Source organism: Exiguobacterium sp. s80 (assembly GCF_018618725.1).
GTDB lineage: Bacteria > Bacillota > Bacilli > Exiguobacteriales > Exiguobacteriaceae > Exiguobacterium_A > Exiguobacterium_A oxidotolerans.
Map to the genome: position 1 here is coordinate 56,351 of NZ_JACSMP010000002.1, position 23,031 is coordinate 79,381.

The 23,031-nt window shown below is 48.8% G+C and carries 18 protein-coding genes, 1 pseudogene and 2 riboswitches; of the genes and pseudogenes, 9 read left to right on the forward strand and 10 right to left on the reverse strand.

Annotated features, from left to right (window positions below; all coding sequences use genetic code 11):
• Nucleotides 1-68: 68 nt before the first annotated feature.
• Entirely contained in the window at nucleotides 69-611 is a 543-nt protein-coding gene (locus KNP94_RS06845; RefSeq protein ID WP_215115476.1) for a histidine phosphatase family protein, read from the reverse strand.
• 214 nt (nucleotides 612-825) lie between these two features.
• A riboswitch (glycine riboswitch) is annotated at nucleotides 826-902 on the forward strand.
• Between the two features lie 160 nt (nucleotides 903-1,062).
• Between KNP94_RS06845 and KNP94_RS06850 the strand changes: the two genes are divergently transcribed.
• Nucleotides 1,063-2,433 (forward strand): amino acid permease, encoded by a 1,371-nt coding sequence (locus KNP94_RS06850; protein ID WP_088838270.1) that lies wholly within the window; start codon nucleotides 1,063-1,065, stop codon nucleotides 2,431-2,433.
• A gap of 138 nt (nucleotides 2,434-2,571) precedes the next feature.
• On the opposite strand, the gene KNP94_RS06855 is transcribed toward KNP94_RS06850, so the two are convergent.
• Nucleotides 2,572-4,098, reverse strand: a complete 1,527-nt coding sequence (locus KNP94_RS06855; RefSeq protein WP_215115477.1) for a cryptochrome/photolyase family protein — start codon at nucleotides 4,096-4,098, stop codon at nucleotides 2,572-2,574.
• Nucleotides 4,099-4,333: 235 nt separating this feature from the next.
• Here KNP94_RS06855 and KNP94_RS06860 point away from each other — a divergent pair, with 235 nt between their 5' ends.
• Nucleotides 4,334-5,827 (forward strand): malate:quinone oxidoreductase, encoded by a 1,494-nt coding sequence (locus tag KNP94_RS06860; RefSeq protein WP_214766276.1) that lies wholly within the window; start codon nucleotides 4,334-4,336, stop codon nucleotides 5,825-5,827.
• Between the two features lie 61 nt (nucleotides 5,828-5,888).
• Here the strand turns inward: KNP94_RS06860 and KNP94_RS06865 are convergent, their stop codons facing one another.
• The 7 genes from KNP94_RS06865 to KNP94_RS06895 form a co-directional block, all read right to left on the reverse strand.
• Nucleotides 5,889-6,431 (reverse strand): ECF transporter S component, encoded by a 543-nt coding sequence (locus tag KNP94_RS06865; RefSeq protein ID WP_215115478.1) that lies wholly within the window; start codon nucleotides 6,429-6,431, stop codon nucleotides 5,889-5,891.
• Between the two features lie 866 nt (nucleotides 6,432-7,297).
• Nucleotides 7,298-8,827 (reverse strand): alkyl hydroperoxide reductase subunit F, encoded by a 1,530-nt coding sequence (gene ahpF, locus KNP94_RS06870; protein WP_214848517.1) that lies wholly within the window; start codon nucleotides 8,825-8,827, stop codon nucleotides 7,298-7,300.
• A 14-nt stretch (nucleotides 8,828-8,841) separates the two neighbouring features.
• The gene (gene ahpC / locus KNP94_RS06875; RefSeq protein ID WP_028105377.1) at nucleotides 8,842-9,405 is read right to left on the reverse strand and encodes an alkyl hydroperoxide reductase subunit C; all 564 of its coding nucleotides are present in this window, start codon (nucleotides 9,403-9,405) and stop codon (nucleotides 8,842-8,844) included.
• Nucleotides 9,406-9,624: 219 nt separating this feature from the next.
• A complete protein-coding gene (gene gnd / locus KNP94_RS06880) occupies nucleotides 9,625-11,025 on the reverse strand; it encodes a decarboxylating NADP(+)-dependent phosphogluconate dehydrogenase (RefSeq protein ID WP_215115479.1) in 1,401 nt (466 codons plus the stop codon).
• Between the two features lie 19 nt (nucleotides 11,026-11,044).
• Nucleotides 11,045-12,391 carry a GntP family permease gene (locus KNP94_RS06885; RefSeq protein ID WP_029332123.1) on the reverse strand — a complete coding sequence of 449 codons (1,347 nt, stop codon included), beginning with the start codon at nucleotides 12,389-12,391 and terminating at the stop codon, nucleotides 11,045-11,047.
• A gap of 22 nt (nucleotides 12,392-12,413) precedes the next feature.
• Complete coding sequence (gene gntK, locus KNP94_RS06890) at nucleotides 12,414-13,955, reverse strand: gluconokinase (protein WP_214808483.1); 1,542 nt, start codon at nucleotides 13,953-13,955, stop codon at nucleotides 12,414-12,416.
• Nucleotides 13,948-14,664 carry a GntR family transcriptional regulator gene (locus tag KNP94_RS06895; RefSeq protein ID WP_088838264.1) on the reverse strand — a complete coding sequence of 239 codons (717 nt, stop codon included), beginning with the start codon at nucleotides 14,662-14,664 and terminating at the stop codon, nucleotides 13,948-13,950. The genes gntK and KNP94_RS06895 overlap by 8 nt, the downstream gene beginning before the upstream one ends.
• A 194-nt stretch (nucleotides 14,665-14,858) precedes the next feature.
• Between KNP94_RS06895 and KNP94_RS06900 the strand changes: the two genes are divergently transcribed.
• The 4 genes and pseudogenes from KNP94_RS06900 (at nucleotide 14,859) to mmuM (ending at nucleotide 20,083) form a co-directional block, all read left to right on the forward strand.
• Nucleotides 14,859-15,773 carry a ketopantoate reductase family protein gene (locus tag KNP94_RS06900; protein ID WP_215115480.1) on the forward strand — a complete coding sequence of 305 codons (915 nt, stop codon included), beginning with the start codon at nucleotides 14,859-14,861 and terminating at the stop codon, nucleotides 15,771-15,773.
• Nucleotides 15,774-16,076: 303 nt separating this feature from the next.
• The gene (locus KNP94_RS06905) at nucleotides 16,077-17,483 is read left to right on the forward strand and encodes a polysaccharide pyruvyl transferase family protein (RefSeq protein ID WP_215115481.1); all 1,407 of its coding nucleotides are present in this window, start codon (nucleotides 16,077-16,079) and stop codon (nucleotides 17,481-17,483) included.
• A 107-nt stretch (nucleotides 17,484-17,590) separates the two neighbouring features.
• Nucleotides 17,591-17,692: riboswitch (SAM riboswitch) on the forward strand.
• Between the two features lie 81 nt (nucleotides 17,693-17,773).
• A pseudogene (locus tag KNP94_RS06910) lies at nucleotides 17,774-19,176 on the forward strand (amino acid permease).
• The gene (gene mmuM, locus KNP94_RS06915; protein ID WP_215115482.1) at nucleotides 19,151-20,083 is read left to right on the forward strand and encodes a homocysteine S-methyltransferase; all 933 of its coding nucleotides are present in this window, start codon (nucleotides 19,151-19,153) and stop codon (nucleotides 20,081-20,083) included. Before KNP94_RS06910 ends, mmuM begins: the two are co-directional and overlap by 26 nt.
• Nucleotides 20,084-20,230: 147 nt before the next feature.
• Here mmuM and KNP94_RS06920 read toward each other — a convergent pair whose 3' ends face one another.
• Nucleotides 20,231-20,653, reverse strand: a complete 423-nt coding sequence (locus KNP94_RS06920; protein WP_215115483.1) for a MarR family winged helix-turn-helix transcriptional regulator — start codon at nucleotides 20,651-20,653, stop codon at nucleotides 20,231-20,233.
• 178 nt (nucleotides 20,654-20,831) lie between these two features.
• Here KNP94_RS06920 and KNP94_RS06925 point away from each other — a divergent pair, with 178 nt between their 5' ends.
• From KNP94_RS06925 to KNP94_RS06935, 3 genes are all read left to right on the forward strand, one after another.
• Nucleotides 20,832-21,287, forward strand: coding sequence for a CBS domain-containing protein (locus KNP94_RS06925; RefSeq protein WP_029332115.1), 456 nt, complete (start codon nucleotides 20,832-20,834; stop codon nucleotides 21,285-21,287).
• A gap of 17 nt (nucleotides 21,288-21,304) precedes the next feature.
• Nucleotides 21,305-22,546 (forward strand): MFS transporter, encoded by a 1,242-nt coding sequence (locus tag KNP94_RS06930; RefSeq protein WP_088838259.1) that lies wholly within the window; start codon nucleotides 21,305-21,307, stop codon nucleotides 22,544-22,546.
• A 112-nt stretch (nucleotides 22,547-22,658) separates the two neighbouring features.
• Nucleotides 22,659-23,024, forward strand: a complete 366-nt coding sequence (locus tag KNP94_RS06935) for a hypothetical protein (protein ID WP_215115484.1) — start codon at nucleotides 22,659-22,661, stop codon at nucleotides 23,022-23,024.
• Nucleotides 23,025-23,031: the final 7 nt, after the last annotated feature.

Sequence of the window (23,031 nt, forward strand, 5' to 3'; positions counted from 1 at the left end):
GCTTACTCGATTTCGAGAAAACCGTTTTTGAACTCGAACGTTACGGTCGGTGCAACCAATCAGTGGAATCAGAAGAGATCTAACTGGTCGAAAACGAGAGCATCGTCAACTTCTGTCACGAGAAATACATCGGGATTGCGAAGTTGTTGTCCTTGTTCAAAACCAAAAGAGGCATCGAGTGAGTGGAGGTATAGCGCAAGTAGATTGCCATGCGTGACAAGAAGAGTTGTCTCAGCAGAATGTGACCAAACGTCATTCAGGACGTCTTGGATTCGCCGCGTCGCTTCTGCACTCGTTTCTCCGCCCGGACACGCATAATCAAAATCAGTAAACGTTCTTTGGAGATGCTCCTGCCAATCGGTCAGTGGTTGACGACTTAGGACACGTTCGCGCAAATCATCTTGGATTTCAATGGGACAATTTTTCTGAAAAGCAACAGCTTCGATTGATTCAATTGCTCGGCGAAAAGGACTCGATAGGATGCGATTAATAGGGAGCGATTCAAAAAAGGAAGCCAATCCTTTAGCTTGTCTATAGCCGTTCTTCGTCAACGGAGCGTCCGGTTCTTGTCCGGATGCTTCGCAGTGGCGAATCAAGTAAATTTTTTTCATGATAATCCTCCTAATTGACTGTAGTGATTTACTTTTTCTAGAAAATCAACATCGATTCCTGTTTCAGTCTATGAAAGAAGAAATGAAAGAATAAACTAAAACGGTTGACAAACAATCATAAGATTACTAGTATTAAAAACAATTCAGGTGATTATGTCACCTCAGCAACCGAATAAAAGAGAAAGCTATGATTGTCATGGGTCACACTATGGCAGGAGCAGCTTCTGGAGAGACCGCATGATGCGGCGCCGAAGGGTTCACAATCTCAGGCAAAAGGACAGAAGAGTACTAAATCTTGATTCTTTGAATTGGCGTCGCCAGTCAAGGGATGATTATTTGCTATTCTGATGATTTTTTTGAGATTGGACACCCGTCCAGTCTCTTTTTTTGTTGGACTGACAGAACAGTCCGACCGGGGAACTAGAGAAAGCATTCAAGGAGGAGTTCAGGTTTGGAACAACAAGAAGGATTGAAACGGGATTTATCGAATCGGCACGTCCAGTTGATTGCGATTGGGGGAACGATTGGGACAGGATTGTTTTTAGGATCTGGGAAAGCGATTCAACTCGCGGGACCATCGATCGTCTTTGCGTATTTACTCGTCGGGATTGCGATTTTCTTCGTCATGCGGGCACTGGGAGAATTGTTATTGTCAAAAGCCGGATACGGATCATTAACGGATATCGCAGAAGATTATCTCGGTCCACGTGCCGCGTTCGTGACCGGCTGGACGTATTGGTTCTGCTGGATCATGACGGCGATGGCGGACGTCATTGCGGTCGGCGTGTACGTGAAATACTGGTTCGATATTCCGCAGTGGATTCCGGCTGTGATCTCGCTCCTGATTTTACTCGGCTTTAATTTACTGACAGTCAAACTGTTTGGGGAACTTGAATTTTGGTTCGCCTTGATTAAGGTCATTACGATTTTAGGTTTAATTGGTGTCGGGATCGTCTTACTGATCATCGGTTTCCAAACCGATTCAGGTCCTGTAACCGTCAGTAATTTGTGGCAACACGGCGGAATGTTCCCGAACGGTGTGACCGGCTTCCTGTTGTCCTTCCAGATGGTCGTCTTCGCCTATGTCGGAGTTGAATTAATCGGGGTCTCAGCAGCGGAAACAGCCGATCCGAAAAAGAACATTCCATCTGCCATCAACAAGATTCCGTTACGGATTCTGTTCTTCTACGTCGGGGCGTTACTGGTTCTCCTGATGATCAATCCGTGGACGGGACTAAATGCGACGGAAAGTCCGTTCGTTAAAACGTTCAGCTTGATTGGAATCCCGCTTGCTGCCGGCGTCATCAACTTCGTTGTCTTGACGTCTGCTGCCTCAGCCTGTAACAGCGGAATGTTCTCGACAAGCCGGATTCTCTATAATCTCGGAAATCAAAAACAGGCACCGGCTAATTTTTCGAAGCTCAATAAAAACCATGTCCCGGCGAATGCTTTGTTCATTTCGACACTCGTCGTGTCGGGCGGTGCGTTACTCAGTAAATTGATCCCGGGACAAGCCTTCAGCATCGTCACGACAATCAGTGCGATCTGTTTTATCTGGGTCTGGGGTGTGATTCTCGTCTGTCACTTGAAATATAAGAAAACACAACCGGAACTGCATGCGGCGTCAACGTTCAAGGCACCGTGGACACCGTTCGTCAACTACCTCGTCCTCGGATTGTTCGGACTGATCCTCGTCGTCATGCTCGTCGCGGATGAAACCCGTCCGGCCTTACTCCTGACACCGGTCTGGTTCATCGGATTGTTTGTCCTGTATCAGTTGCGGACGAAAAAACATCAAAAAGCAGAACGGCACAGTGCGTGATGAAAAAAACAGAGCAGCGTCTGACAAAGGCGCGCTCACTTTTTTTCACCCGCGCTCCTGAGCTGAAAGACAAAGACCCGATTGCCTGCCGAAGAAGACAGGGAGTCGGGTCTTTGTCGAGCTGTCGCAGTGGCAGACTCAGCGATGAAACTGTCCGTCCGCCAACTGTTTCTTCAATGCCGTCGCTTTTTTACGGATGGCCTGCTGATCCGCTTTGTCCCGCTTGGCCCACTGCCGGTACATCATCGTCATCCGTTGATTGCCGGAGAAGCGTTCCTCGTGCCTCGCGATGAAGTCCCAGTACAAGGCATTGAACGGACAGGCCTCGTCACTTAGGGCCTCCTTCTGATTAAAGGGACAGTTCCCGCAGTAGTCGCTCATCTTATGGATGTAGTTCGCCGACGCGATGTACGGTTTCGTCGAGAGGAGACCACCGTCGGCATGCAAGGCCATGCCGAGTACATTCGGAAGGACAACCCAGTCATAGGCGTCGATGTACATTTCATTAAACCAGTCCGCCGTTTGTTGCGGCGAAATCTCAAACAGATTGGCAAAGTTTCCGAGCACCATCAGCCGCTGGATATGATGATTGTGCGCCGTTTCGATGACAGGGCGGAGCGACTCGGCGACGCAGGTCATCGTCGTCTGACCGTCCCAGAAGAAGTCCGGCAAGTCACGATCGTGTTTGAGGACATTGACCTGTTCATAACCGGGCATCTCACTCAGATAGACGGCCCGCATGTACTCACGCCACCCGAGAATCTGGCGGATGAACCCTTCGACGGCATTGAGCGGCGCCTCCTGTTCTTCAAGCGCAGCGGCAACGGCTTTGATGACTTCGTCCGGTGACAGCAACCCGATATTGATCGACGAGGAAAGGAGAGAGTGTGATAACGTATCCTCTCCTGTCAGCATCGCGTCCTGATAGGTTCCGAATGTCTCAAGCCGTTCGTCGATGAAACGGGCGAGTGCCCGCTGTGCTTCCTGTCGTGTGACCGGCCAGTGGAACGCATCGAGCTGCCCCGGATGATCGGCAAACGTCGTCTCGACTTTGTTGATGACGTCACGCGTAATCTGATCCGGCCGGAACCGGATCGGTGCTTTAAAATCGACGCCGTCCTTCGCCGGTTTTCGGTTATCGGCGTCAAACGACCATTTTCCGCCGAGCGGTTTGGTTCCGTTCATTAACAGGAGGCGGTCTTTTCGGAGTTGACGATAGAACCGGTCCATCTTCCACGGTTTGTCCCCGAGCATGGCGACGGCTTCGTCCTGTGTCAGCAAAAAGAGCGGAACGTCGGAACAGACATCGACGGTGATTGTCTTCGGAAGACTTTCCTGGAATTTTTTCATGGCACGGCGCATCGGTTCGTCTGTGATGGCTGTATAGAGCAGGTGCGTCGGTTTGTATTGTTGCTGGTGCTGCTTCCATGCTTCGTCAAACGAATCCGCTTCCCGGTAATCGACCGTAAACCCTTTATTCCGGAGTTCGTCTGCGAAATGACGCATCGCTGAAAAAATCAGCACCAGTTTTTGTTTGTGGTACATTTTCCAGGTCGAGCGGGACGTTGCTTCGACCATCAGGATGACATCGTGTTTCGGATCCGCTTCCTGCAGAAGCGGTAACGTGTGGTTCAGCTGATTGCCAAAAATCCAGCGTGTCGCCATGAATCATTCCCCCTTTTTCTTCTACTAGAGTATATATCCGCTTTCTCTGAAAGTATGTCTCAGGATGTGCGCGTGCGATTCAGGGAAAGTGCATCTATTTTAAGTCGGAAACACCCAATATTTTAATATATGAACGACCTGTGATAGGGTTATAATGGAAAGGTAAGTTGTCGTCATGAGAGCGCTCTATTTTTCATGGCAGGTCCATAATATCAACGGGGATAGGAAGGATATCATGAGCAGTATGCCTAAACAAACAGACGTAATATTGATTGGTGCAGGAGTCATGAGTGCGACGCTAGGGGTCTTATTAAAAGAGCTCGCGCCTGACATGACAATTAAAGTGTTCGAGAAGTTACCGAACGCAGGGGAAGAAAGTTCGAATGAGTGGAACAATGCGGGCACGGGTCATGCCGCGTTATGTGAGCTCAACTATACGACAGAGAATGCAGACGGAACGATCGATATCAGTAAGGCCGTGAAAGTAAATGAACAATTCCAACTGTCACGCCAGTTTTGGTCGCATCTCGTCAAAGAAAACGTCTTACCGAATCCAGAAGAATTCATTATGCCGATTCCGCATATGAGTATGGTCGAAGGAGCGGAAAACGTCGAGTTTCTGAAAAAACGATTGGAAGCGCTATCAGCGAATCCACTCTTTAAAGGGATGGAATTTTCTGATGATCCGGAGCAGCTGAAGCAATGGATTCCGCTCATCATGGAAGGGCGGACGTCACCGGAACCGATCGCTGCAACAAAAATTGATTCGGGGACAGACGTCAACTTCGGTGCGCTGACACGGATTTTATTCACGCACCTCGCAGGACAGGGCGTTGAAATCAATTATGGGCACGGCGTCGAAGACTTGAAACGAGTCGACGGCGGCTGGGAAGTCAAAGTCAAAAACGAACAGGACAACCGGATTGAACATCATACGGCGAAGTTCCTCTTTATCGGCGGCGGTGGCGGCAGTCTGCCATTGCTCCAAAAAACAGGGATTCCCGAATCAAAACAAATCGGCGGATTTCCGGTCAGCGGTCTGTTCCTCGTCTGTAAAAATCCGGACATCGCGGAACGGCACCATGCAAAAGTGTACGGGAAAGCGAAAGTCGGAGCACCTCCGATGTCGGTCCCGCATTTGGATACACGATACATCGACGGGCAGAAATCACTGTTATTCGGACCGTTTGCCGGGTTCTCACCGAAATTCCTTAAGACCGGTTCGAATCTCGATTTGCTCGCGTCCGTCAAACCGAACAATGTCTTGACGATGCTTGCTGCCGGAGCAAAAGAAATGGGCTTAACGAAATATTTGATTGAACAAGTGCTGCTTTCGACAGAACAACGGATGAACGAGCTACGTGAATTCATTCCGAACGCAAAAACTGAAGACTGGGATGTCGTCGTCGCGGGACAACGCGTTCAGGTCATCAAAGATACACCACAAGGAAAAGGGACGCTCCAGTTCGGAACGGAAGTCGTCAGTGCGGCGGATGGGTCCGTTGCGGCCTTACTCGGTGCGTCACCGGGAGCTTCGACCGCTGTACCGGTCATGCTCGAAGTGCTCGAAAAATGTTTCCCGGATCAAATCGACGGTTGGACAGCTAAAATCAAGGAGATGATTCCGTCATACGGAACATCGCTTGTTGCGCACCCGGATCTGTTTGACGAAATCCATGCGGAAACAACCGAAACACTTAAACTAACAGCCGCACAACCGATTCATTAAAAACGACAAAATGAAAAAGCCCTGTTTCCTAATCGTTAGGAGACAGGGCTTTTCATATGGATTATCCGCGCTGGCGGAAAAATGCTGTTTTCTTTAAAGCTGCGCTGACCGGAATCGCAACGAGGATTCCGACGACGTTTTGAACGAGGTTACCTAGGATTGAAGCAACAGGAGCGATCCAGTTACTATAAAGAATCCCTTCACAGATATAGTAAACGCCAAGCATAAATGGAACAGAAGCAATCATTGCGAGTACGTTGACGCTGACATTCGTTGCTTTACGACCATATGTCCAGGCAATATAACCGACAACGAAACCTTGCAGACCACGTCCGACGAACGAGAACGGAGCCCAAAGTGTCCAGCCTGATACGATATCGAAGAGTCCCATTCCGACTGCTCCGGCGATCATGGCAGTTCGCGGTCCGAACAAGAGGGCGATAATGAACAACATGGCCGTCCCCATATGGACAAGTCCGCCGTTCGCTGCGATTGGCAATTTAATATTAATAAAGAATGTTGCGACAAAAACAAGTGCAATCGACATCGACGTGATGACGAGTTGCCGGGTACGAGTGCTTGAATACGGTGTTGCGTTTTGCATGAGTCAGACCTTCTTTATGATAGATTTTGAATAGCTTAAATCTATCAAAATACTGGACTAGCTAAAAGTGTCAATATCGAACAATTTATAGGGGTCAGTTGAACCGTTGCTTTTTATACTGAAGAGGGAAGACGGCGTATGTATTCGTTCAAATTCGCTTCTGCTTGTTTTTCGCGTTGGAGCAATACCATTCAGGATACGCGTTAAAAGATCTGTGTTTCACATAGTGCTTCAGCCAAATGGTCTCGGAAAAGATTTATTTTCCATTGATTCCTACGGGAACAGTGCGTTATTAACGCACTCAGCGTGTAGACAAACGCTTATGAAGCGTGAACATGCGATAACGAGAGGCAATCTGTTCGCGCTCCCCTGTCTCGCCTCGTCTTCAAAGCGGCATTCGGTCACGCCGCTACAGCAAAGCTGCAGGGTCGCGATCGATTGCTTTTCGCTTTAAAAGCGATTCGAGACGGATTGCGCTCTAAGCCGTCTGCATGCCTGGATTTCCCTCACGGTATTACCTAAAAAGTGTCACGTTTCGTTGACTCCTGCGGGGAAAAGTGCGTTTTTAACGCACTTTCAGAGGCAGGCAAGACCCTGCTCATTGTCCGCTAGGACCAAGGAGCAACGGCTTGCGCCTCGCCCGAGGAAAGCAATGAAAAAAAGACGCTTGATCTCCCGATATGACTTTGTCTACAGTCTGAAGTGCGTTATTAACGCGACTTGCCAGAGGCAGGCGAGACCCTACTCATTGTCCGCTAGGCAAGGAGCAATGCCCGAGGAAAGCAATGGAAATAAGAATCGTACATCGATGAAAACATAATATTTAAATTAAAAAAACGCCTTGCCGAAGCAAGACGTTTAAACGATTAATTGCGAATCATATGATCGAAGGCACCAAGTGCAGCTGTCGCACCTGAGCCCATCGAGATGATGATTTGTTTATACACACTGTCGGTACAGTCACCTGCTGCGAACACACCAGGGACATTCGTCGCACCATGACGGTCGACGAGGATTTCACCGAATTTGTTGCGTTCCACTGTATCACCAAGCCAGTCCGTGTTCGGCACGAGACCGATTTGGACGAAGACGCCTTCCAGCTCAACGTGTTGTTCAACGCCTGTTTCACGCTCGACATACGTGATGCCGTTTACTTTATCCGTCCCCGTGATTTCCTTCGTCTGGGCGTTTGCGACGACCGTGACGTTCGGAAGACTTGCGAGTCGGTTTTGTAAAACTGCATCTGCCTTCAGTTCAGGTGCGAACTCAAGGACCGTGACGTGTTTGACGAGACCTGCGAGGTCGATGGCCGCTTCAACACCGGAATTTCCGCCGCCGATGACCGCAACGCGTTTTCCTTCGAAGAGTGGACCATCACAGTGTGGACAGTACGCGACACCTTTGTTCTTGAACTCAAGTTCGCCTGGGACACCGACGTTACGCCAGCGTGCACCTGTCGACAAAATCAACGTTTTCGTTTTGAGGACCGCACCATTCTCAAGTTCCAGCTCAACGAGGTCTTTTTTCTCAAGGCGAGTAGCCCGTTGCAGGTTCATGACATCGATGCCATACTCCTTGACGTGCTCTTCAAGACTCGCGACGAGTTTCGGACCTTCCGTGTACTTCATGCTGATGAAGTTTTCGATGCTCATCGTATCCATGACTTGTCCGCCGAAACGTTCTGCGACAATCCCGGTCCGGATGCCTTTACGTGCTGCGTAAATCGCGGCACTTGAACCGGCAGGACCGCCACCGACGACGAGGACGTCGTACGGATCTTTGTCAGCGAAATCGGCTGCATCTGTACCCGTACCGAGCTTCGCAAGAATCTCTTCGAGTGACATCCGTCCGTTCCCGAATGCTTCGCCGTTGACGAAGACCGTCGGGACAGCCATGATTTCTTTTTGCTCGACTTCTTCTTTGAACGCTCCACCGTCAATCATCGTGTGACTGATGTTCGGGTTGAGGACGCTCATGACGTTCAAGGCTTGGACGACATCCGGGCAGTTGTGACAGCTGAGGCTGATGTACGACTCGAAGTGATACGTCTCTTTGATGCCTTTAATTTGTTCGATGACAGGCGCATCGATCTTCGGCGCACGACCACTGACTTGGAGCAAAGCCAAGACGAGTGACGTGAACTCGTGACCGAGCGGAATCCCGGCGAACGTAATTCCACTTACTTCACCAGCGCGGTTGACGCTGAAGCTCGGTGTCCGGGCGAGCGTCGCCTGTTCGATGCTGATGCGTGGTGACATACTCGCGATTTCTTCGACGAGTTCGCTCATCTCGAGTGAGACGGAGTCCGTCCCGGCGCTGACGGCGAGGACGATGTCTCCTTCTAACAAATCAAGGTATTGAGCGAGTTGTGCTTTAATATCTGCTGCTAAAGCCATCTCAAATCCGCTCCTTAAATTTTCCCTACGAGGTCAAGGCTAGGTGTGAGTGTTGCAGAACCCTCTTCCCATTTCGCCGGGCAAACTTCACCTGGGTTGTTGCGCACGTATTGTGCTGCTTTGATTTTGTTGACGAGTGTACTTGCATCACGGCCGATTCCACCAGCGTTGATTTCAACAGTCTGGATGACGCCGTCCGGATCGATGATGAACGTCCCGCGATCAGCAAGTCCATCTTGTTCGTTTAAGACTTCGAAGTTACGTGAGATGACGTGTGACGGGTCACCAATCATGACGTACTCGATTTTACCGATTGTTTCTGAAGTTTCGTGCCAAGCTTTATGTGTAAAGTGCGTATCTGTTGAAACGGAGTACACTTCAACGTCAAGCGCTTTGAGTGCTGCGTATTGGTTTTGAAGATCTTCGAGCTCAGTCGGGCAAACGAATGTAAAGTCTGCTGGGTAGAAACAAACGACACTCCATTTTCCACGAAGGTTAGCGTCTGTAAGATCGACGAACTCTCCGTTGTGGAATGCTGATGCACTAAATGGTTTTACTTCACTTCCGATTAAAGACATGATAAAAATCCTCCTGTTGGGTTCTATTTAAGAATCTGTTCTAGTCGTTAAGAATAACTGTACTTATCACACTAGAATAATTCTAATCTAATACTAATTTCATATAAAGCGTCTCTTTTGTCAAGGTTTAACCTGTAAATTCTTATTTCAAGAAATGAATTGTGAACAAAAAAAGAGCTCTATCTCCCTGAATGAAACAGGGAGATAGAGCTGTATAAGTCATTGCCATTCAGTATGGAACATTCCTTCGCGATCGGTCCGGGCATACGTATGGGCTCCGAAATAATCACGTTGTGCTTGCAGGATGTTGGCATTTGAATTCGCTGTCCGGTAACTGTCGTAATACGTCAGTGACGTGCTGAGACACGGTGACGCAAGACCTGTGAGCGCACCTTCTGCGACGACTTGGCGGAGCGACGTTTGATACGCCTGTACCTTGTCTGCGAAGTACGGTGCGAGCATTAAGTTGTCGAGTGATGCGTCCGTTGCAAAAGCCTCGCTGATGACATTGAGGAACTCGGCGCGGATGATACAACCGCCACGGAAAATCAAGGCAATCTCTTCAAGACGTAAGTTCCAGTCATACAGTTCGGATGAAGTCCGGTACTGGGTGAAGCCTTGTGCGTAAGCAGCGATTTTACCCATGTAGAGTGCTTGGCGGATGCGTTCGATCCAGACGTCTTTGTCGAGCGCTGCACGGGCTTCCGGTCCACCGAGGACAGAGGCGGCAGCGACACGTTCTGCTTTGACGGCAGAGAGATAACGGGCGAAGAGTGCCTCCGTAATGATAGAGGAAGCGATCCCATTATCAATGGACTGCAAGCTCGTCCATTTGCCCGTTCCTTTTTGACCGGCTTGATCGAGAATGACGTCGATCAAGGGAAGACCCGTCTCGTCATCTTTTTTCCGTAAAATCTCAGCCGTGATTTCAATCAGATAACTTTTTAACTCGCCGTCGTTCCATGAGGAGAAGATGTCCGCAATTTCTTCGACATCGAGTCCGAGACGGACACGGAGGAAACTGTAAGCTTCTGCAATCAACTGCATGTCAGCGTACTCGATTCCGTTATGGACCATCTTGACGAAGTGTCCGGCCCCTTTAGGTCCGATGTAGACACAACATGGGTCGCCGTTCACTTGTGCTGCAATTTTTGTCAAAATCGGCGCGACTTGATCGTACGCCTCTTTTGTTCCGCCCGGCATGATGGCAGGACCGGTCCGGGCCCCGACTTCCCCACCCGAGACACCGACACCGATGTACTCGATGCCATGCTCGTTTAGTTGGTCGAAGCGACGTTCCGTATCGAGGAAGTGGGAGTTCCCACCGTCCATGATGATATCGCCCTTCTCAAGGTGCGGGATAAGCGAATCGATGACGGAATCGATGGCACTTCCCGCCGTGACCATGACAAAAATCTTGCGTGGACGCTCGAGTGAGCGGACGAAGGCTTCGACGTCATAGTACGGATGAAGCGGTAATCCTTCGCGGTTTGCGACGAGTTGTTCCGTTAAGTCTGGCGTGTAGTTATAGATAGCGACGTTTTCATCATGGCTCGCCATGTTCATGGCGATGTTGCGTCCCATGACACCAAGGCCGATGACTCCGATTGAATTTAGCATAGTGTAACGACTCCTTTTTTTAGACGACGAGACTGAGGAGGAGGACGAATCCAAGTCCGAAGACGGAAATGATTGTCTCAAGCAGCGTCCACGTCGCGAAAGTTTCTTTCATAGTTAAACCAAAGTATTCTTTGAACATCCAGAACCCGGCATCGTTGACGTGCGAAGCGATTAAGCTACCAGCACCAGTCGCAAGCACGACGAGGGCGAGGTTGACGTCTGATTGACCGAGGAGCGGGATGACGAGTCCAGCTGTCGTCAGTGAAGCGACCGTCGCCGAACCGAGTGAAATCCGTAAGATCGCGGCAATCAACCACGCGAGTAAAATCGGTGAAAGTGTTGTGTCAGCAAAGAGTTCAGCGACATATTTACCGACGCCTCCATCGATTAAGACTTGTTTGAAGGCACCGCCACCACCGATGATGAGTAACATCATTCCGATTTGTGTGATCGCTGTCGTACATGAATCCATGACGGTCTTGATTGGGATATTACGTGCAAGTCCCATCGTATAGACTGCGACGAGTAACGAAATCAACATTGCTGTGGAAGCATTCCCGATGAACTGGATGGCAGAAAGGACCGCATTGCCATCCCAGCCGAGTGTTTTTTGTAACAATGTCAAAATCGTGGCGATCGACATCAAGAGTACCGGTAGCATTGCTGTGAACACACTGATTCCGAATCCAGGTGTTTCGCTTAAATCAAATTCTTTTTGTTCGCCGAGTGAGGCGATGTTACCTGTTTTTTTGAATGATTCCGGCACAAGACGTTTTGCGACTTTCGTAAAGAGCGGTCCGGCGATGATGACCGTCGGAACAGCGACTAAGAAACCGTAAAGTAAGACTTGCCCTAAATCTGCCCCGTATTCACCCGCGATGACAGTTGGACCGGGGTGAGGTGGTAAAAAGCCGTGTGTAACAGAAAGTGCTGCGACCATCGGAATCCCGAGATAGAGAATCGAGACGCGAAGCTGACGTGAAATCGCAAAGACGATTGGAATTAATAGAACGAGTCCGACTTCGAAGAATAACGCGATCCCGATGATGAATGAAGCGACGACGACTGCCCATTGAATGTTCTTTTCCCCGAATTTCGCGACGAGTGTCATCGCGATCCGCTGTGCACCACCGGCGTCAGCAATTAATTTCCCGAGCATTGCACCGAGTCCGAAGATCAGCGCAAGGTGACCGAGTGTTCCGCCGAGACCGGCTTCAATCGTCGTGACGATTTGGTCGAGCGGCATTCCAAGTAGTATAGCGACGACGAACGAGACGATGATTAATGAAACAAACGTGTTTAATTTCAACCCCATGATTAAAACGAGTAATGTGATGATCCCAATGGCAACGATGACTAACGGCATGTGACTTCCCCCAAAAGATAAATTAGTTTTCTTGCTGAATCAAGCTACGTTGATACTCTGCGATCCGCCGATGGTCGGCTGAAAGCGTCCGTGCCAAGCTGATGAAGATCGGTAGCAATTGACGGTATTCGTGCATCGCTTCTTCATTCGGTACATGACGATGTGTTTCCCCAATCATCTCAGCAGCTACTTCGAATGAATCGACTTCCCCAGTCGCATACAATCCGAGAATACAAGCCCCGAGACATGAACTTTCAAAACTTTCTGGAATGACGACTTCCGACTCAAAGATGTCGGCCATCATCTGACGCCACACTTCAGATCGCGCGAACCCCCCGGTTGCTTGAATCCGTGTGACAGGACCATCCATACATTCAATCAATGCCAGGAAGACAGTGTACAGGTTGTAGATGACACCTTCTAACGCGGCACGAATCATATGTTCTTTTTTATGTGACAACGTCAATCCGAAGAATGAGCCACTGACGTCCGGATTCCAAAGAGGTGCCCGTTCGCCCGATAGATACGGATGGAACAACAGTCCGTCTGAACCCGGACGGACCCGTTCAGCGATTTTCGTCAACACCGCATACGGATCAATCCCGAGTCGTTTCGCTGTTTCGACTTCAGCCGATGCGAGCTCATCACGAATCCAGCGTAAGACCATCCCGCCATTGTTGACCGGACCACCGATGACCCAGTGCTTTTCAGTCAGTGCGTAACAGAATGTCCGTCCCTTTTCGTCCGTCTGCGGCCGGTCAATGATAGTCCGGATCGCACCGCTCGTCCCGATCGTGATGGCAATCTCGCCCTTACGGATGGCGTTGACACCGAGGTTTGACAGGACCCCGTCACTGGCACCGATCATGAAAGGTGTTGCCGGATCAAGTCCGATTTGTTTTGCATATTCAGGATTAATGTCCGAATACTGTGTCGTCGTCGAGACAGGTTCCGACAATTTTGAAGCATCGATGCCGGCGATCTCTAAGGCTTTCGAGTCCCACTTCATGTCGTGGATATTGAACAATCCTGTCGCCGATGCGAGCGAATGATCAATCACGTAACGTCCGAACAGACGCTGGAAGACGAATTCCTTGATTCCGATGTATTTTTTCGTCCGCTCGGCAATCTCCGGCCGGTCTTCGACGAGCCAAAAGATTTTCGCGAGAGGGGACATCGGGTGAATCGGTGTACCGGTCCGGTGGTAGACATCATTTCCGTACTCTTCCTTAATCCGGTTCGACCAGGCTTCGCTCCGACTGTCCGCCCAGGTGATGCAGGCAGTCAAAGGCTGGTCGTCCTCGTCGATGGCAATCAAGCTGTGCATCGCACTACTGAAAGCGACGAATTTCGGTTTTTGGTCCGGATACTGCTTCGTCAGCAGACGGATTGTTTCAAGAGCGGCGTGGAAAATTTCTTCCGGATCCTGTTCAGCAGTCGAGCGGTTTGGCGTGTGGAGCGGATAGCCGACGTTCGTCTGGCCGACAACTTCTCCTTTTGTCGTAAAGAGGACAGCTTTCGTGCTCGTCGTCCCGATATCGATTCCTAGCATGTATTCAGTCATGTGGTTCGACTCCTTTCGTCATCATCTGTTGCGATTGCCATAAATCTTCGACTTCTTGGACATCGTCGAAATTCTGGTGGAGAGACGTGACCATCCGTTCACGGTCTCCTGTTTCGATGGCTTCGATATAAAGTGCGTGGTTGGCGATGATCCGGTCGAAATCCTCCATCTGTCCTTCGAAGCGAGTCCGCATCGATAAAAGGATGAAGCTTTCCATGACCGGTTTTAAGTTTTGCCAAATCATGCTGACATAACTGTGATCAATCGACCGGATGATCGTCTCGTGGAACAGAACATCTTGATACGAAAATTCGTCGGCATCATTAAACTTGATCGCGACTTTCATCATCTCAAGGATCTTGCTCAGTTCACGGACGAGTTCTTGACGGTCCATCCGGACGATTCGTTCGAAGACGAACGTTTCGATTAACAGGCGGACGTCATAAATCTCGCGGATGTCTTTTTCCGACAAACCAACGACGACGGCACCCATCCGCTCAAGCCGGATGATCCGTTCAGCAGCGAGAACTTTTAGAGCGTCGCGAACGGGCGAGCGACTGACGGAAAAATCCGTCGCTAATTTATTTTCAGAAAGGACGGTCCCTTGCTCAATCTTTCCGGAAATGATACGCATCCGGAGTTCGTGGGCGACACGATCTCCAGTTGATGCTTTTGATAACCATTTAATCGGGTATAAAAAATCAGACATAAAAATCACCTGCTTTGTTTTATGAGTATACTTGTATACAAGTAGTATAAACGACTGAATATAAAATGCAAGCGCTTTAATGAAAACGCTTTATTTCGTTTGGTTTACATTCGCATTACCTTCAGTATGATAGGATGTAGAAAACAATTTTCTGAGAAAAACATGTTGATCTTTAAGACAAAGGAGGATATATGATGAAGATTTTAGTCGTGGGTGCAGGAGCTGTCGGAGGGTACTTCGGGGGACGCCTAGCAGAAAAAGGGGAAGACGTGACGTTTCTTGTCCGTGAGCGTCGGGCAAAGGAGTTAGAGCGAACAGGTCTTGAGATTGACAGTCCGCACGGAGACGTGTCGTTGACGCCGCGTTTAATCCAAGTTGGAACAAAAGAGACGTTTGACCTAGTCATCGTGTCGACGAAAGCGTACCACCTGGAGCATGTCATCGGGGATCTCGAAGGGTTCGTCGGACCTGATACATATGTGTTACCTGTCTTGAACGGGATGCGGCATATCGAACAACTCGTCGCTAAATTTGGCGAGACGCGTGTCCTCGGAGGCTTATGCTTCATTGAATCGACGCTTGACACGAATGGACGCGTCATTCAGACGAGTCCTGCCCATCAACTCGTGTTTGGTCCAAGAACAGGGGACTGGACGGATCGCTTGTTTGAGGTGAAGGAAGCACTTGCAGGGACGAAAGCATCGATTAAAGCATCAGACCACATCATGCAAGATATGTGGCAAAAGTATCTCTTCATTACGACTTTTTCCGGAGTGACTTCGCTATTTCGGGCACCGATCGGTCCGATTCGCGACGACGCAGCCGGGGATCGTGTCATCCGGAATGTCTTACAAGAAGCAAAACAAGCCATGGAAAGTCAAGGGGCAACGTTCGTGCAACATATCGAACAGGAGCAGGAAAAACGGATTCACCAAATGGCACCGGATATGAAGTCGTCGTTGCAACGGGATATGGAAAAACAAGGCATGGTCGAAGCAGACCATCTGTTTGGCAGTTTAATAGAAGGAACGGAGCCAGCGGTGTACCCGACGTTACGGATGATTCTTACGAATTTAAAGGTATATGAACAGCTATCAATTACTATTTAAGCTGTTGAAGGGCTTCGAAATCGAGAATTACAAATAGCTTCTCCAAGGTGACTCTATCGTTTATCTTAAGAGAAGCTATTTATGTAGCTAGAAAATGTTATGTTCGTAAATTTTTCTTGACTGACTCTGATTACAAGTGGGGAAAATATTAAATAAAATTTAAATGATAAGAATATTCTTTTAAATGATACTCTATCTCTTTAATTAAAATAGACTTAAGTATAAGTAAGGGATATGATTTAGATATCTCTAAAATATAAGTTGTTAATGTTTTTTTGGATTTGTGAGAGGGGATAATTTGACATGAAGCGTATTATTATTCGTGCAGGTATGACACCCTTTGAACAGTTTGATGCTGAGTATATAATGAGAGAAAATTCAATCGGAGGGAACGTTGGGAATTTGATCTATCAGTACAGTATCTTCCGAACATTGATGACGGAAGGAACGACGATCACGCCTGACTATTACTACTATGATGAAGAACGTGCAGATGAGATCAACGAAAAATTTGATCTTTACGTCATTCCACTTGCAGATGCATTCCGTCAAGAGTTCGCATCGTCCCTTCGAAAATACACACGATTGATTAAAAAATTGAAAATTCCGGTCGTCGTCATCGGTGTTGGTCTACGCGCACCATTCGAGCCGGACTTAAAAGGCGGATTCCCGTTCGACGAGGATGTTAAAGCATTCGTCAGCGCAGTCCTCGAACGTTCAAGCATCATTGGACTTCGTGGTGAAATCACGTCGAAATACCTGACACGCCTTGGTTTCCGTGAAGGCATCGATCATAAAGTCATCGGTTGCCCATCGATGTATGCATTCGGTCGTAATCTTCACATTCGTGAGACAAACATCACGAAAGATTCGATGGTTAGTGTCAATTCATCACGTTTTTCACCCAAAAATGTCCTTGATTTTATCACACGTGGAATGGAAGAGTATCCAAATCACTATTTCATCCCACAATGGATGAAAGAATTGAAGTTGACGTACACTGGAACTCATCCGTTTGGAGACCTTTCAGATATGAATTATGCAGCTAGAATGTCACACCCGGTGTATATGAATGACCGTGTTCGTTTCTTCTTAAACGCTCAAACGTGGTTCGACTTCCTCAAAGAAGCTGACTTGAGCTTTGGTGCACGTCTCCACGGAAACATCACAGCGACACTCGCTGGAACACCAAGTATTTTGATTCCTAAAGATGCAAGGATGCGTGAATTAACAGATTACCATCAATTGACTCACATCTGGGCAAATGACATCACGGCAGACACACGGCTTTCGGACGTCGTCGAAACAGCAGACTTCCAAAGCCCGGCGCGGATTCAAGTGAAAAACTTCGACAACTTTCTTGACTTCTTGAACACGAACGACTTGGAGCATATCTATCAAGACACGAACTATCCAGAGAACGTGCCGTTTGATCGTGAAATGGCGAAAACAGAACTCCTCCCAGCGGTTAAACCGATTACAGGAATCAGTATGGAAGAAGCAATCGCACGTTTTGAATCATTCTTCCCGGAAGAAGAGAAAAAAATTGCTGCGATTCAAAAACATGATAAAGATAAAGACAAAAAGATTAAAACGTTACAAGATAAACTCAACAAGCAGACGAAGGTGGTTAAACATCAAGAAGGTACATTGAACCGTAAAGCGGTTCGGGTGGCCCTTAAGACAGCTAATCTCTTCGTAAAAAAATAACAATAAGACGTCTCATGCCAATGCGGTAGGAGACGTTTTTTTGAATTCTATTATCTGAATTGTGTTGACAATTCAAAAAAGGACTGCTACTGTTATGAAAAATTACATTCTTATCCAGAGAGGTGGAGGGACTGGCCCTTTGAAGCCTCAGCAACAGGTCGAAAGATACTGTGCTAATTCCTGCGGGTGTTGTACCCGATCGATAAGCGCTCTTCATGTTGTCGACCGACGCACCCTGTCTGTACAGGAGTGCGTTTTTTTTATTGAGTGAGAAAGAGGAGTGGTGGAGGATGGAGCAAAAAACAACATTTCGACGAAAGATGGAATCCCGTCATATCGTCATGCTGTCGTTAGGTGGCGTCATCGGGACGGGGCTGTTCCTGAGTACGGGGTACACATTGGAGCAAGCAGGGCGGATCGGAACGATTGTATCCTACTTACTCGGAGCACTCGTCGTCTATCTCGTGATGCTTTGTTTAGGGGAACTCGCTGTACATATGCCGGAAACCGGTGCCTTTCATAGTTATGGACAAAGTACATTGGACCGGGAACCGGCTATACGGTCGCCTGGCTCTACTGGCTGACCTGGACGGTGGCGCTCGGTTCCGAGTTTACGGCAGCCGGTTTATTGATGCAACGCTGGTTCCCTGACGTGCCGGTCTGGTTGTTCAGCGGATTGTTCGTCATCATCATTTTAGTGATTAATGTACTGACAGTGCGCGTGTTCGCCGAAGTCGAATTTTGGTTTTCTGCCGTGAAAATCATGACGATCATCGCCTTCATCGTCTTAGGGGCAGCAGCAATCGTCGGCTTTATTCCACTGGCGTCAGGAGAAGCAGCTCCGTTGTTCGGACCGCTGACGGAAGGGGAACTCTTCCCGAACGGGGCCTTTGCGATTTTGATGACGATGCTCGCCGTCAACTTTGCCTATTCGGGGACAGAACTGATTGGTGTTGCGGCAGGCGAGGCGGTTGATCCGAAGCGGACGATTCCTCTTGCCATCCGGACGACGATTGTCCGGCTGGTCGTGTTTTTTGTCGGCACGATCATCGTCCTGGCGATTTTACTACCGACGGATGCGAACGGTGTGCTCGAGAGTCCGTTCGTTGCCGTCTTCGAACGGATCGGGATTCAATTTGCGGCGGACATCATGAACTTCGTCATCTTGACGGCGATCCTTTCCGCAGCGAACTCCGGGTTGTACGCCGCGTCACGGATGTTGTGGTCGTTGTCTGATCAACGGATGATTTCACCGTTCTTTGCTAAATTGAGTCAAAACGGTGTTCCGACACGCGCTGTCATGTTCAGTATGCTCGGCGGATTGTTTGCACTGCTATCAAGTGTCTACGCAGCAGAAAGCGTCTATATCGCACTCGTCTCGATTTCAGGACTTGCTGTCGTCGTTGTCTGGATGAGCATCAGTGCTTCGCAATACTTCTTTCGGCGGCGTTACCTGAGAGAAGGACACGATTTGCAAGACTTGGTGTACCGGACACCATTTTATCCAGTCGTCCCGATTGTCTCCTTTTTGATTTGCCTATTGTCGCTGATCGGGATTGCCTTTGATCCTACGCAGCGTGTTGCCTTATATTTTGGAATTCCCTTTATCGGACTTTGTTATCTCGTGCATTACCTGACGAAAAAATCACAGAAACGGAGTGTGGAAGATGTCAAAACAGAAAAATCCAGTTGAAGCCTTACTTAACGAAAAACCGTTTATTTTACTTGATGGAGCACTTGCGACAGAACTGGAGCGGCATGGGAGTGATCTCGCCGATCCTCTCTGGTCGGCACGGGTCTTGGTCGAAGAGCCGGAACAGATTCACCGCGTCCATGCTGACTATTTTCGAATCGGTGCGGACTGTGCCATCACCTCGAGTTATCAAGCAAGTTTGCAAGGGTTTAAACAACGGGGAATCGGGACGGATGCAGCGATCGAACTGATCAAGCAGACGGTCTACTTGGCGCAACATGCACGTCAAGAAGTCGCCGGAGCAGGGACACGATCGTTGATTGCCGGATCAGTCGGTCCGTACGGGGCGTATTTGGCCGATGGATCAGAATATATCGGACACTACGGTGTCGATGATGCGACCCTTGAGAACTTTCATCGTCCCCGAATCGAGGCGTTGATTGCGGCAGGAGCAGATTTACTGGCCTTCGAAACGATTCCGTCGCTTCAAGAAGCAACCGTCTTGTTTCGGATATTAGAAGAATTTCCGGAACACTCGGCCTGGCTCGCTTTTTCCCTTCGCGATGCGGAACACATCAGTGAAGGGACGACGATTGCGGATTGTGTCGCAGCAGTCGGCCGCCATCCGCAACTCGCTGCGCTCGGTGCAAATTGCTTTCCGGCGTCGATTACGACAGATTTCGTAACGGGATTGAAGCGACTGACGGACGTGCCGATCATCGTCTATCCGAATTCGGGGGAACAGTATGATCCCGTCAAGAAAACATGGTCTGGTGAATCGGTGTGTACAGCTTTTGATGAAGTTGCCAGTGAGTGGTATGCGGCAGGGGCACGCCTGATCGGCGGTTGTTGCCGGACGACACCGGAACAAATTGAACGGATTCATGCCGCCATCGAAGGAACGTAAGGTTGCAAAAATCGAGCTGAAATCAATCGCAGTGCCGGACGGTTCCGCCCTCTGCGCAAGAAACGCCGATGATCCCGTTTTTCATACGGAATCATCGGCGTTTTTTATCCCTATTCTTCTCGTTCATGACGTCTTAAGACGATTGGATCACCGTTCCCGCAGTTCACGGTTAAATTGTTGGAGCAGGCGTCCAAATGCTTCCGCATCGTCACCTGACCAGTCTGTCAGTAAGCGTTCGATGCTCGCGAGGCGTGCCGTCCGGTAAATCGTCAGTTCTTCCTGTCCGAGTGAAGTGATGTGATAGAAGAAAGCACGGCCATCTGCTTCATCGCGTACTTTTTCGACCAATTTCTTTTGATCGAGTGCTGCCGCTTGCCGGCTGACGGTAGAGACGTCAAGTTGCAATTCGCGTGCCAATGTCTTCACCCCGACTGGACCAGACTCGGACAGTTGACGCAGTAACAAATACGACGCGCGATCTAAATTTCGGTTATCGGCCGTCGCTGTCGTCAAACGACGAATCAGAATCGCAAGTTCTAGTTCAATCACTTCGAGTGCCTGATCAGACATGTTAATCCCCTCTTTTCCTAAGTGCTTCATGTTTCCCATCATTACGCAAGGACTTAGCCCCTGTCAATGAGAGGTCAGGAAACTTGACAGTCCATTAGTTGTATTATACAATCATTTCTGTTATTTAATTGCATCATACAACTTATTTATTCAGAACACACACAAAAGGAGAATTCCGATGAAAGCTTATGAATCGATGAAACAAGAAGTGATCACAGTCCACGAAACAGACGTCATCCGCCATGTCGTCGAACGTTTCATCCAATCCGGAATCAGCGGTGTTCCCGTCATCAATGACGAGAGCGAAGTCGTTGGGTACATCAGTGATGGTGACATCATGCGGGCGATTGGAAAGCACAAAGACATCATCGTCGATACGTTTTTATATGTAGATGTCATCAAAGGGGATGAAGAAGATTATGACGCGCGGGTGCGTCACATTCTGAACCGTCCGGTCATGGAGATGGCACGCCGGAAAGTCGTCACGGCAGATGTTGAAACGGAGATGGAAGAAATCGCAGCGACGCTCGGTTCGAAACGGATTAAAAAATTACCGATTTTAAAACAAGGAAAGCTTGTCGGAATCATCAGTCGGGGCGACGTCATCCGTCACTCCTTTAAACGGTTCTTATAAGAGAAAGAAGGGACGATATGGCACTTGCCAATAAAACAACGACGCTTGCGCCGGAAACGGTGTTAGAAGAAAGCAAGCATGGATTATTCCACCAACCGATTGCTGTTTGGGCAGTATTTTTTGCGAGTATCACGGCATTCATGGGGATGGGGCTCGTCAACCCGGTTTTACCGACGATCGCTGATAATTTAGAAGCCTCAAAAAGTGAAGTTACGCTCTTATTTACAAGTTATAATGCCGTCATGGCATTCGCGATGCTGATCACAGGTGCGATTTCATCACGGATCGGTCAAAAGGGAACATTGATGTTAGGAATTGCCGTCATCGCGCTCGTCGCTGGATTTGCAGCGCAAGCCGATAGCATTTGGACGCTTGTCGCCTTACGTGGCGGCTGGGGGCTTGGAAATGCCTTGTTCGTCGCAACGGCACTTGCAGCCATCGTCTCCCTTTCGTCAGGCGGGACAGCAAAAGCGATCATCTTATATGAAGCAGCCGTCGGTCTCGGGATTTCAATTGGGCCGCTTCTCGGAGGGACACTCGGTTCGATCACATGGCGCGCACCTTTCATGGGTGTCGCGACAATCATGGTCATCGCCTTCCTTGTCCTGTTGTTCTTGATGCCGAAACCGGTCGCAACAACGACGGCACCACGGCAAAAGATTTCCTTGCTCGCACCTTTCCAAGCGATGAAACATCGTTCACTGTTGACACTTGGGATTGTTGCAGCACTTTATAACGTCGGTTTCTTTACAATCATGGCCTATGCGCCGTTCGTCATGAAACTGCCGGCACAAGGTCTCGGTTTCGTCTTCCTGGGTTGGGGGATGTTGCTCGCAATCACGTCTGTCTTGACAGCGCCGAAGTTAAAACAATGGCTTGGAACGATTAAAGCGATGGTATTGATGCTGTTACTGTTCGCCGTTCTCTTACTATTGATGGGGATCTTTACGGAAACACCAGCTGTCGTCATCGTCTGTGTGATTCTTGCCGGGGCGGTACTTGGTAATAACAACACACTCATTACGACAGCCGTCATGGACGCGGCACCGGTCGAACGTTCGACCGCATCTGCTGCATACAGCTTTTTACGTTTCCTTGGGGCAGCCATCGCGCCATTCATGGCCGGTAAATTGGCTGAAATCTTTAACGCAAACTTGCCGTTTTACGTCGGGAGCGGATTTGTCTTACTCTCTGTCGTCATCATCGGGGTCAATCTTAAGCACATCCGTCACATCGATACAATCGATAGCGGGCATTGATGTAAACGAACATCCTTTCTTCTGCAGAAGCGGAAGAAAGGATGTTTTTGGTTAGGTCGACAAAAAAGACGATTGTCGCTTACGATGATAGGAAACAGAATGGAGGAAACGATTGGAACATACGATTGCTTTCATCGGTTATGAAGAGAAGGTCGAATGGCGTATTTTACAGGTCAATCGTCTGGAAGAAATACTGGAAATCGATGTCGTCCTATCGCAATCGGACAACCAGACCAGTCATCGATTAAATATGTCGTTCGCTGAATATGATTCCTTTGCGCATGATTTTTTAACGGTCCATGAGCAACTTCGTGGATCTGCGACCTATACGCAAGCAGATTTTCACATGACGTTGACCTATCATCGTCTCGGTCACGTCACGATTGAAATCGGATGGAAGGGTCAACAGACAATAGCGTTGCAAAGTGATCAGAGTTATCTCGGACAAGCGCTTGCGAGTATCGGAGTCTATACGTAAAAACCGC

Bases quoted from the DNA above. Each gene is read 5' to 3' on its own strand.
- mmuM (WP_215115482.1), top strand. From the start codon at position 19,151: ATGTCAAAACAGAAAAATCCAGTTGAAGCCTTACTTAACGAAAAACCG.
- KNP94_RS06845 (WP_215115476.1), bottom strand. From the start codon at position 611: ATGAAAAAAATTTACTTGATTCGCCACTGCGAAGCATCCGGACAAGAA.
- ahpC (WP_028105377.1), bottom strand. From the start codon at position 9,405: ATGTCTTTAATCGGAAGTGAAGTAAAACCATTTAGTGCATCAGCATTC.
- KNP94_RS06895 (WP_088838264.1), bottom strand. From the start codon at position 14,664: ATGTCTGATTTTTTATACCCGATTAAATGGTTATCAAAAGCATCAACT.
- KNP94_RS06900 (WP_215115480.1), top strand. From the start codon at position 14,859: ATGAAGATTTTAGTCGTGGGTGCAGGAGCTGTCGGAGGGTACTTCGGG.
- KNP94_RS06905 (WP_215115481.1), top strand. From the start codon at position 16,077: ATGAAGCGTATTATTATTCGTGCAGGTATGACACCCTTTGAACAGTTT.
- KNP94_RS06925 (WP_029332115.1), top strand. From the start codon at position 20,832: ATGAAAGCTTATGAATCGATGAAACAAGAAGTGATCACAGTCCACGAA.
- KNP94_RS06855 (WP_215115477.1), bottom strand. From the start codon at position 4,098: ATGGCGACACGCTGGATTTTTGGCAATCAGCTGAACCACACGTTACCG.
- KNP94_RS06930 (WP_088838259.1), top strand. From the start codon at position 21,305: ATGGCACTTGCCAATAAAACAACGACGCTTGCGCCGGAAACGGTGTTA.
- gnd (WP_215115479.1), bottom strand. From the start codon at position 11,025: ATGCTAAATTCAATCGGAGTCATCGGCCTTGGTGTCATGGGACGCAAC.
- KNP94_RS06860 (WP_214766276.1), top strand. From the start codon at position 4,334: ATGAGCAGTATGCCTAAACAAACAGACGTAATATTGATTGGTGCAGGA.
- gntK (WP_214808483.1), bottom strand. From the start codon at position 13,955: ATGACTGAATACATGCTAGGAATCGATATCGGGACGACGAGCACGAAA.
- KNP94_RS06920 (WP_215115483.1), bottom strand. From the start codon at position 20,653: ATGTCTGATCAGGCACTCGAAGTGATTGAACTAGAACTTGCGATTCTG.
- ahpF (WP_214848517.1), bottom strand. From the start codon at position 8,827: ATGGCTTTAGCAGCAGATATTAAAGCACAACTCGCTCAATACCTTGAT.
- KNP94_RS06865 (WP_215115478.1), bottom strand. From the start codon at position 6,431: ATGCAAAACGCAACACCGTATTCAAGCACTCGTACCCGGCAACTCGTC.
- KNP94_RS06885 (WP_029332123.1), bottom strand. From the start codon at position 12,391: ATGCCGTTAGTCATCGTTGCCATTGGGATCATCACATTACTCGTTTTA.